Annotated in this window: 7 protein-coding genes; 5 read left to right on the top strand and 2 right to left on the bottom strand. The window is 51.2% G+C overall.

Features of this window, described 5'->3' with window-relative positions:
- The 5 genes from WC488_03640 to WC488_03620 form a co-directional block, all read left to right on the top strand.
- The coding region (locus WC488_03640) for a KH domain-containing protein (GenBank protein ID MFA5077494.1) at window positions 1-513 on the top strand (513 nt) is incomplete at its 5' end.
- Between the two features lie 74 nt (window positions 514-587).
- Window positions 588-944: a hypothetical protein gene (locus tag WC488_03635; GenBank protein ID MFA5077493.1), complete on the top strand. Its 357-nt coding sequence runs from the start codon at window positions 588-590 to the stop codon at window positions 942-944.
- Between the two features lie 89 nt (window positions 945-1033).
- The gene (gene top6B / locus WC488_03630) at window positions 1034-2641 is read left to right on the top strand and encodes a DNA topoisomerase VI subunit B (GenBank protein MFA5077492.1); all 1608 of its coding nucleotides are present in this window, start codon (window positions 1034-1036) and stop codon (window positions 2639-2641) included.
- A gap of 5 nt (window positions 2642-2646) precedes the next feature.
- The gene (locus tag WC488_03625; GenBank protein ID MFA5077491.1) at window positions 2647-3882 is read left to right on the top strand and encodes a DNA topoisomerase IV subunit A; all 1236 of its coding nucleotides are present in this window, start codon (window positions 2647-2649) and stop codon (window positions 3880-3882) included.
- 175 nt (window positions 3883-4057) lie between these two features.
- Window positions 4058-4672 carry a hypothetical protein gene (locus WC488_03620; protein ID MFA5077490.1) on the top strand — a complete coding sequence of 205 codons (615 nt, stop codon included), beginning with the start codon at window positions 4058-4060 and terminating at the stop codon, window positions 4670-4672.
- 64 nt (window positions 4673-4736) lie between these two features.
- On the opposite strand, the gene WC488_03615 is transcribed toward WC488_03620, so the two are convergent.
- Together WC488_03615 and WC488_03610 are read right to left on the bottom strand one after the other, a co-directional pair.
- Complete coding sequence (locus WC488_03615) at window positions 4737-6389, bottom strand: hypothetical protein (protein MFA5077489.1); 1653 nt, start codon at window positions 6387-6389, stop codon at window positions 4737-4739.
- A 19-nt stretch (window positions 6390-6408) separates the two neighbouring features.
- A partial coding sequence (locus WC488_03610; GenBank protein MFA5077488.1) for a hypothetical protein occupies window positions 6409-8555 on the bottom strand: 2147 nt, incomplete at its 5' end.

Below are 8555 nucleotides of genomic sequence, written 5' to 3'. Positions count from 1 at the left end.
AAGATTCCGCCGGAAAGGGTGGGTGCGCTTTTCGGCGAGGGAGGGGAAGCGAAGGGCAGGCTCGAGAAGCTCACGGAGACGAAAATAGAAGTGAATAAAGAGGGGGAAGTGAGCATAGAGGGCGACAGCGCGAAAGCCTATTTCCTCAAGGACGTGGTGCACGCAATAGGGCGGGGGTTCAGCGCGAAGGACGCGGAGCGCCTGCTCAACGAGAATTACATGCTTGAAATCATTGATTTGCGGGAAATCGTGAAGGGGGAGAACAATCTTGCAAGGGTGAAGGGAAGAGTGATTGGGGAAGAGGGGAAGATGAAGCTCGAAATCGAAGCCGCGGCAGAGTGCAAAATCTCGGTTTACGGGTGGACCATAAGCATAATCGCAAACATGGACACCATGCAGTACGCGAAGAAGGCGGTGAACAAAATCATAGACGGGGCGCAGCTGAGCACTGTTTTCAACGACTTGGCCAGGTATAAAAAAGAGATTCTTGCGAACAAGCTCATGGGGAAATGACCTGCGAACTGCGGGCTTCCGAGTGATAGTGCCCCGTTTGCAGCCTTTTTAATTTTTGCACATAATCTATGCGCATGAAGGAGAAGGGCGGTCTTATGGATTATGCGTTCGTTCTGTTTTTCCTAATCGGAGCCATAGGGATACAGCTGGGCAACGGCTGGCTGGCAAAAAACGAATTCGGAATCAGGAATTTCCTGCTCATGGTCCCTTTGCTTCTTGTTGCGCAGTATTTCGTCGCATGGGGATATAATGCGGGAACGACCCAGCAGAATTTCATAACCGCGCACGTCGTTTGGACGCTTTTTCTTGTTGGGGCAACGCTCGCGGTCAACTATCTGATGTTCGGGAACATTCCCGGGGCAGCGGGGCTAGTAGCGCTTGTGCTTGCGGCCATAGCAACAGTGATTGCCGTAATGGGCGGAACAAGGTAGGCAATTTACCCTGCCCCAAGAAACATTTAAATAAATGCGCGGATTAAAGCCAACTGCGAAAGCGACCAGTTAAAGAAAGGCGATATGCGATGGGCGACGTGTTCGACAAATTCAAGGAATACTCAGTTGCCGAGTTCTTCAAGAAGAACAGGCAGATGCTCGGCTTCTCGGGCAAGGTGAGGAGCCTCACCACCATAGTGCACGAGTACATAACCAACTCCCTGGACTCGTGCGAGGAGCACGGAATACTTCCTGACATTAGGGTTGAGATAAAGGAGCTCGAAAACGGGAATTTGAGGACGAAGGTGCAGGACAACGGGACCGGAATACCTGAGAAGCTCATTGGGAAGGCGCTCGGACAGATGCTCGCAGGCACGAAATTCGCGCGATACGCCCAGCAGAGGGGCCAGCAGGGAATAGGCGCGACAGGATGCACGATGTACGCGCTCCTCACTACGGGAAAGCCGATTTACGTGGAATCCAGGTACAAGGAAGCGATAGTGAAGTGCAATCTCGCGATAGATTTCAAGTCCAACTCCCCGGTCATTACAAACCTGGTTAAGGAGCCGAACGCGGACGGCACCGGGCTGGTCATAGAGGCGGAGTTCAGCGACGTGAAATACGACAGCGGGGCTTACGGAGTTTATGAGTATTTGAGGAGGACCGCGCTCGCGAATCCGCACGCGCAGATTACACTCGTGGAACCGGGCGGGAACAGCGTGACTTTTCCGAGAAGCGATGAAAGGATACCGCCAAAGCCCAGGGACGTGCTTCCGCATCCGTTGGGAATAACCACCCATGACTTGATTGACTTCTCGAAAAGGGTGAACGAAGGGACGCTCAACCAGTTCCTCCAGGATTCTTTCTCCAGAGTGAGCGCGAACAAGGTTTCCGATATAAGGGCGCTAGCTCCAGAAATAAATTTCGGCAGGAAGCCCAAGGATTTGAGCTGGGAGGAGGCGGATAAGCTCGTAAAGGTGTTCAAGCAGGTGAAGTGGATAGCCCCTGCGACGGACAGCGTGGTTCCCATAGGGAAGGAGCAGATTGAGAAGGCGGTGAAGAACATCCTTGTGCCCGAATTCATGGCGGTGACTGAAAGGAGCCCGAAGGTTTTCAGGGGCGGGATTCCGTTCCTGGTGGAGGCCGCTATAGCTTACGGCGGGAACTCAGGCCACGAGAAGACCGAGGGGGGCAGGGCAGGGGACATAATGAGGTTCGCGAACCGGGTCCCTCTGCTTTTCGACGCAGGAGGGTGCGGGATAACCGAGGCGGTGAAGAACATAGATTGGAAGAGGTATGGGATAAAGGATTTTGACAATAGCGCGATAACGGTTTTCATAAACTTCACTTCTGTGCACGTCCCTTACACCGGGGCGGGCAAGCAGGCAATCTCCACTGACGAGGAGATAATGGATGAGATAAGGAATGCGGTGCAGGAGGCCGCGCGCTTGATGCAGCGCTACGTTGGAAGCGTGGTGCGCGAAAGGGAGCGCGAAGGGAAGAAGAAGGCGGTCTTCAGGTACATAGAGCAATTATCCAAGGATTTGGGCGAGCTCTCGGGCACTAAGAGCGAGGAGCTCGGGAAGAAGCTTGTTGAAATAGTGGAGAGGAAATACGCAAATGAAAGCAACGGGGAGAACGGCAACGGCGAGGAGAAGAAGGAGAAACTTGAGGAACCGGAAGTTCCTGAAGAGTGATGCTCATGGCTAAAAAAAGCGAAAAGACGAACATCGCTGAAGAGGCCCCACGGGCAGTGGCGCATCCGTTCGGCGATGAATCCAAAAAACCGAAAGATAGGGCAGGCGACGGGGTATCAACCCCGGTTTCTCGGATGGAGCTGCTCGGGGAGAAGGAGACGCTGGAACGGCTCCGGAACCTGGGCAAAAAGCTCGCTGATGAAGTTATAAGAGGGGAGGAACCCAAATTCGACCTTCCGCTCAGGAGCAGGAGCAACATCGTGTACGACGAAGGGATGAAATTCCTGCGCATAGGGGAAAAAAGGGAGGAGAGGAGGTTCGTGAGCGTGGGGCAGGCCAAGAAATTCATGCAAACAATAGCCATAGCGAACAAGGCCAAGAAATTCATTTCAGAGGATTTGCACACTTCCATAAGGGGCTTGTATTACCAGCTCAAATTCACCCTAGGAGAGGATATTGACGAAGAACTGTTCTCAGAGCAGAGCGAGTCCAACGAGCTGATAGAGGATTTGGAGGTCGCTTTATCTGTGAAAAGGGAGGACTTCAACCTAACTACTGATAGGAAGGGAGTGGTCGCCGGGAGGCTGAAGATAAGGGACAACTTCGCAGGAGAGGAGACGCTGATAGACGGAACCAAGATGGGAAGGAGCGGGTGGATGGTCCCGAGCGACGTTGATAATGGGATGGAACTGGTGGACGTGGACGCGAAATACGTACTCGTAGTGGAAAAGGACGCATTGTGGCAGCGCCTGAATGAGGACCAGTTCTGGAGGAAAGAGAATTGCATTATTATCACCCCCAAGGGGCAGGCTTCGCGCGGAACCAGGCGGCTGATAAGGAAGCTCGCGGACAAGGGGCTTCCAGTTTATGCGTTCACCGATTGCGATGCGTGGGGATGGTACATATACTGGACCATCAAGACCGGGAGCATGAATCTTGCCTATTTAGGGAGGAATTTCGCGATTCCCGAGATGAGGTTCATAGGGGTCACGATGAAGGACATAGAGGATTACGCGTTTTTGCAAAAGCTCACGATAAATGCCAAGGAAGTGGACTTGAAACGCGCCGAGGAGATGCTCTCCTACCCGTGGATAAGCACGCACAAGCGGTGGGTGGAGGAACTGAAACGGGTTTTGAAAACCAAGAAGAAGCTCGAGCAGGACGCGTTGCAGGGGCAAAAACTTACTTTTGTAGGGGATTACGTGAGGAAGAAAATAGGCGAAGGGGACCTGATGCCCTGAATCCATAACCCGCAGATAGTCTGAAACTTCAGGAGCGATTTTTGAATTGCTTGCTGGCCACTTCGTCGCTCGCTTAGCAAAGATTTATTTACCTTTAGAAGTAAACATATATGTTGTAATACGTGTTTGTTAGGAGCAATATCCTTTATTTAAAAAAATCTATAGGGGTGGGGGTATGTTTACAAAAAGAACGAAGCTTGTAAAGAACGAAAAGGGAGAACAGCCAACGATTGAGAAGCCGAAATTTTGGAAAAAAATGGTAGGACCGGAGGGGATACGAAGAGCCTTTAGGTGGAGAAGGGGAAAATGTGAGAATGAAGATGATAGTATACAGATTAAAGATATCAAAGAAGATTACGAAAAATTAAACGCGATGAAGGAACAACTTAAGATTTTGAAAGCGCAGTTTTCAAAAACTGAAAGCGGACAAAAGGATATTGAAACGTTAGAGCAAGCGATTGCACAACAGAAGCAACTTTGTGAGGTAGAGGAAACGATTCTAAAAGCTAGAATTACGGTGGAGTCTTACCTTGAATTCCTAAATAAGTATACTCCTGAGAAACTAAAAAGAATATCCGAAAGGCATAATATGAAAGCAGATTATTATGACAAAGGAGCAAAGTTTGCTAGGGAGGGAAAATTATTGCGTGCGTATCTAGAAGTATTTAAGGGAAAGACAGTGGGAATGAGGATGTTCATTGCTGATGCACTCGAAACCATGGCGAATCTTCTCAAGTTGATCTGGACTCGTATGACGGGCACAAAATCTGAGAAATCAGATCCGTCATAAAGTTGTACTGATTCCATTAGGTACGAGTTACATAAATTCGAAAGAGTAGGTAGGCGTTTTTGAGCTATTCTATTGGCACTGCCTTGAGCGTGGTACCCTCGACGGTTATTTTGCATTTTTTGCCTCCGAAATCTATCACCACGTGTTTTTCCTTTTCCGCTCTCCTGTTTAGTTCGGAGAGAGTGGCGCTCAAATCGATATTGTTCTGGTTGATGCTGCCGTTGGAATTTATCGGGCTTCTCCGCGTAAGGAATAGGGTGAGGAGCCTGCGCTTGCCCTTTATGGCGGATTTTTCAGAGTGCGCAATTATATCGAGCTGCGTCATCAGGTCGTGGCCGTTGAACCGGTCTATGTCGTTCTGAACCGGGGCTTCGGTTTTCTGCTCTGGCGGGCGGACCGGCGGAGCAATGGAAAAAAGGTTCGCGCTCTGTCTGGCGTTCAGAGGCATTTTAGAGATAGCTTCTATCTCCTTGGCAATATCAGAAGCGGCTTCCTTGGCTTCGGGCTTTGCCTGCAATTCCCTGGCTTTTTCCTGCTCTGACATGAACCTGAACAAAGCGGTTATGGTTTGCGCTCCGACTTTGCCGTTTGCGAGGCGCTCGGTTCTCAGAATGACCTTCTTGCCGCCCAGCGTGCCGATTTCCTGGCCGTTCCTTACGCCCGTGCTTTCCAGATACTTTACCAGCAGATTTTGCAGGAGTCGCACCGCCTGCTGGGTTGCATCGTCGAATTTGCCATTCACTTTTACTTCGTTGAAAACGTCCAGGTAGTTGAGGTTGTTCCCCGCTAATTCGTTGAATACTTCGTATTCGCCAAGCTTGCGGCAGAGCGTCTGGAAAGCCATGAGCCTCTTCCGGTCCTCTGCTGAAAGTGCCTGCCCGGACGTGAACACCTGGAAGCCCTGGTGGCCGGTTTTGCGCTCGGCAAGAAGCTCTGCTGGCTTTGTCCTGAGCTCCTGGAGCATTTCTGCCAGCGTCATTTTCTTATACGATTCTGAGCGGTCTAGTTCCTGTTCTTCGACCTGTTTTGGAACCGTCTTTTTAGCGGCTGGAGTGGATTTCTTGGACGAAGCAGGAACTTCTTTTTTCTCTTCAGGCTTTTTTGCTTCCTTGGACTTTTCTGCCGCGGTTTTCGGAACGTCTCTCTTCTCCGAAGGTTGCTCTTCCTTCCGTACTTTTTGATGACGAGTGGTTTCCTCTACCTGAGCTGGCACTGTTTTCTGCGCATCCGGCTTTTTGGATGCATTGTCCGAAACTGGCTTATTCCGCTCGTTCTTTCCAGAGGATGAAACCGGTTTTTCTGCTTCAATTTTTATGCCATTGGACCAAAGAGGGGTCCCGTTCGCATTGTAGATTTCGACTTTTGCAAACGAAAACGGTTGCGACTGTGATTTGTCCTTGGCTTTAAAGCTGACGGCCTCGCGAATCTTTCTGCCGCTGAGAGTGGATGTCAGCTCAAACACGTCCAAATCCGCTCCTGAAGCAGTGCCAACAAACACTCTGGCGCCGTCTCTTGAGGCACGGCTACCAACGGTCTCGCTTACAAGCTTGAAATGCACCTCGTTCTTGCGGGCATCAACTGCAGACACCTTCAGTTCAAGCGAACGCGCCTTTCCATCCAGGCTATTTTCCTTGGGAATAGACAATACAAGAGAGTAGCTACTCCTGAGTTCCTGCACAAATTTATTCTGCTTCACGAGGAATGCCGGGCTTGTCATTTTCAATCACCGCACAAAATCATTTTTTTGAAATCGGATATTTTTTATCTGGGCCAAACAGATTGTCATCGAACAGATCAGTCAAGAATCTGTCTCGTTCTCTGATATCTCTGGCAGGCAGCAGATTTCCGAGCTCCGGCTGTATAACCGCCGCAGAGAGCGGCTCCCTGCCTTTCTTACCGTAAAGCACTGTCAAAGCGCTCAGAATGTCACCCAAGTCATCTTTTCTGCTGATCAAGCTTGCAAAATATTCATACGCATTGTCTCCTTCTTTTTTTGAATTGAACAGAGCAGTTATCCTGGCGTCAAGCTCTTCTTTTGCGTAGCTTCTCTCAAATTGGACCGGTTGCTCGGCCACGACGATATCAGCTTCACGACTTGCTGGGAACGGGATGGACCTGTTTGATATTTTTCCGGCCACTTCCGCGATTTCCTGCGGCAACAGCCTGACATATTTCTTGTCCTTGGCGCTGAAGTACATCACCCGGATCGGATCCCCTGTGGGGGTGCGCTGGGGGAGGATGGTGTCTGCCAGCACTCCAAGCGCGGCTAAATCAAATGCCCCGCCGCTCGCTCTCCTGAGCGGTAGAATGGCTTCCTGCTTGACCTTGACAGCCAGCACCTTGGAGCCGCCGCTGGTGTCCCATTCCATGTCAAAGTACCGGCCTTTGGGCGCGGCCCCTTTCATCCCTTTCTCGGACCATTCGAAAAATCTTGCAGCGGTCAGATTTAAGTCCGCGACGAAACCGCTCATGGAAATTTGGACTGGCAGCTGGGACGCGCTCTCTATCTTCCTGGTTTTGCCGGTGCGCGGGTCGCGGTATTTCAGGTCCGTGAACTGGATCGCGTCCAGGAAGGGGAAACTCATCTCGTTGAGGCCTGCCATGGCAAGCTCTGCCGCTCTCTCCGCTGCTTTTTGCGAGTACATGGCGTCAATGGCGCTGGCACTCTTGCCTTTTTCCATCTTCCTGTCCCTGCCAAGAGCAATCGGTGGCATGCCGGTTATCGCCGCGACCACGCCTACGCTCCTGCCTTTATTTTCCTGGGTGTTCACGCTCAGTTTCAGCTCCACTGAGATATCCATGCCTTCTACGGCGTTGGCCTGCATTTTCTTATGTGCATTCCACATTGCCTGGCGCTTCGCAAAATCTTCTTCGCTCATTCCGTGCGCCTTCACCGGCGCCTTGGACGGTTGCTTGTTTCCCCTCGTCCATGCGTAAGCCATCGCCGCATCCTTATTCTTAGTATAATAGCGGTAAGCCGCTTCCAGTTCCGCGCCGGTGCCGAAGCGCAAGAGCAGGTCGGCGTAATCTTTGTCACCTGTTTTCGGCGCGCTCTCTGATTTCGAACCGGCGTATGTGAACCATTTGTATGCAAGCTGCCTGAGGCGGTATTCGCCATCCTCCTCTTCGCTCACACCATATGCGGGTTTCGCGAGCCATATCGCAGGGTAGGAATAAAACACGCCTTCAAGCGCGGTCTTCATCTTCTCGGATTCGCTTTTAGGATTCAGCGCGTGCTGTTCGGTTATCGCCATGCTCCCCCACCTGGCAAGGCGGCCCCGGAGCGGATTGGCTTCGTTGTACTGTTTGAACCAATCCATGGCCCTCACACTGAGGTCCTCCATGTTGCGCATCCATCTTCGCAACGTGAATGATATGGCGACTCCCTTATCCGCAGCCCACCACCAAGTAGCCTTGAGTGGATTCTGTGAAAGCACAGACACGCCATCGTCCCTCTGGACTTGAGCGGCCAGCTCATTATATCTCATCCTTGATTCAGCTGCTTCTTTGGCCCCAGGTTCCATCATGCGTTCGGTCCTTCTTGACGCGCGCTCCATCTTTTTATCTGCCGCATTTATTACCGCTTGGAGCTCCTTCGCGAGCAACTTAGCCTCAGGGTCATTATTCCTTCTGAGGAATTTTTTCGTGAATTGTTTTACCTCCGCAATCTGCTTCTTGGCGGTAAGGTAGAGGTTCAAACGGGCATCGAGCTCCTCGGGAACCATTTTTTTGGCTGACTCTTCCACGCTTTTTACATACGCTTCGATCTTCGCCTTCAATTCATTGAGCTGGTCCAGATACGCTGATGCAGCTTTTACCTGGGCCTTCAGCTCCTTGGCAGTGGCTGCATGTCCCTCACTAGCCTCCTTGCTAGCTTTACCAT

The sequence above is a fragment of the Candidatus Micrarchaeia archaeon genome, assembly GCA_041650355.1.
Lineage (GTDB): Archaea > Micrarchaeota > Micrarchaeia > Anstonellales > Bilamarchaeaceae > JAHJBR01.
Note: the sequence above shows the minus strand (reverse complement) of the source record. Positions and strands in the feature narration are given on the sequence as shown.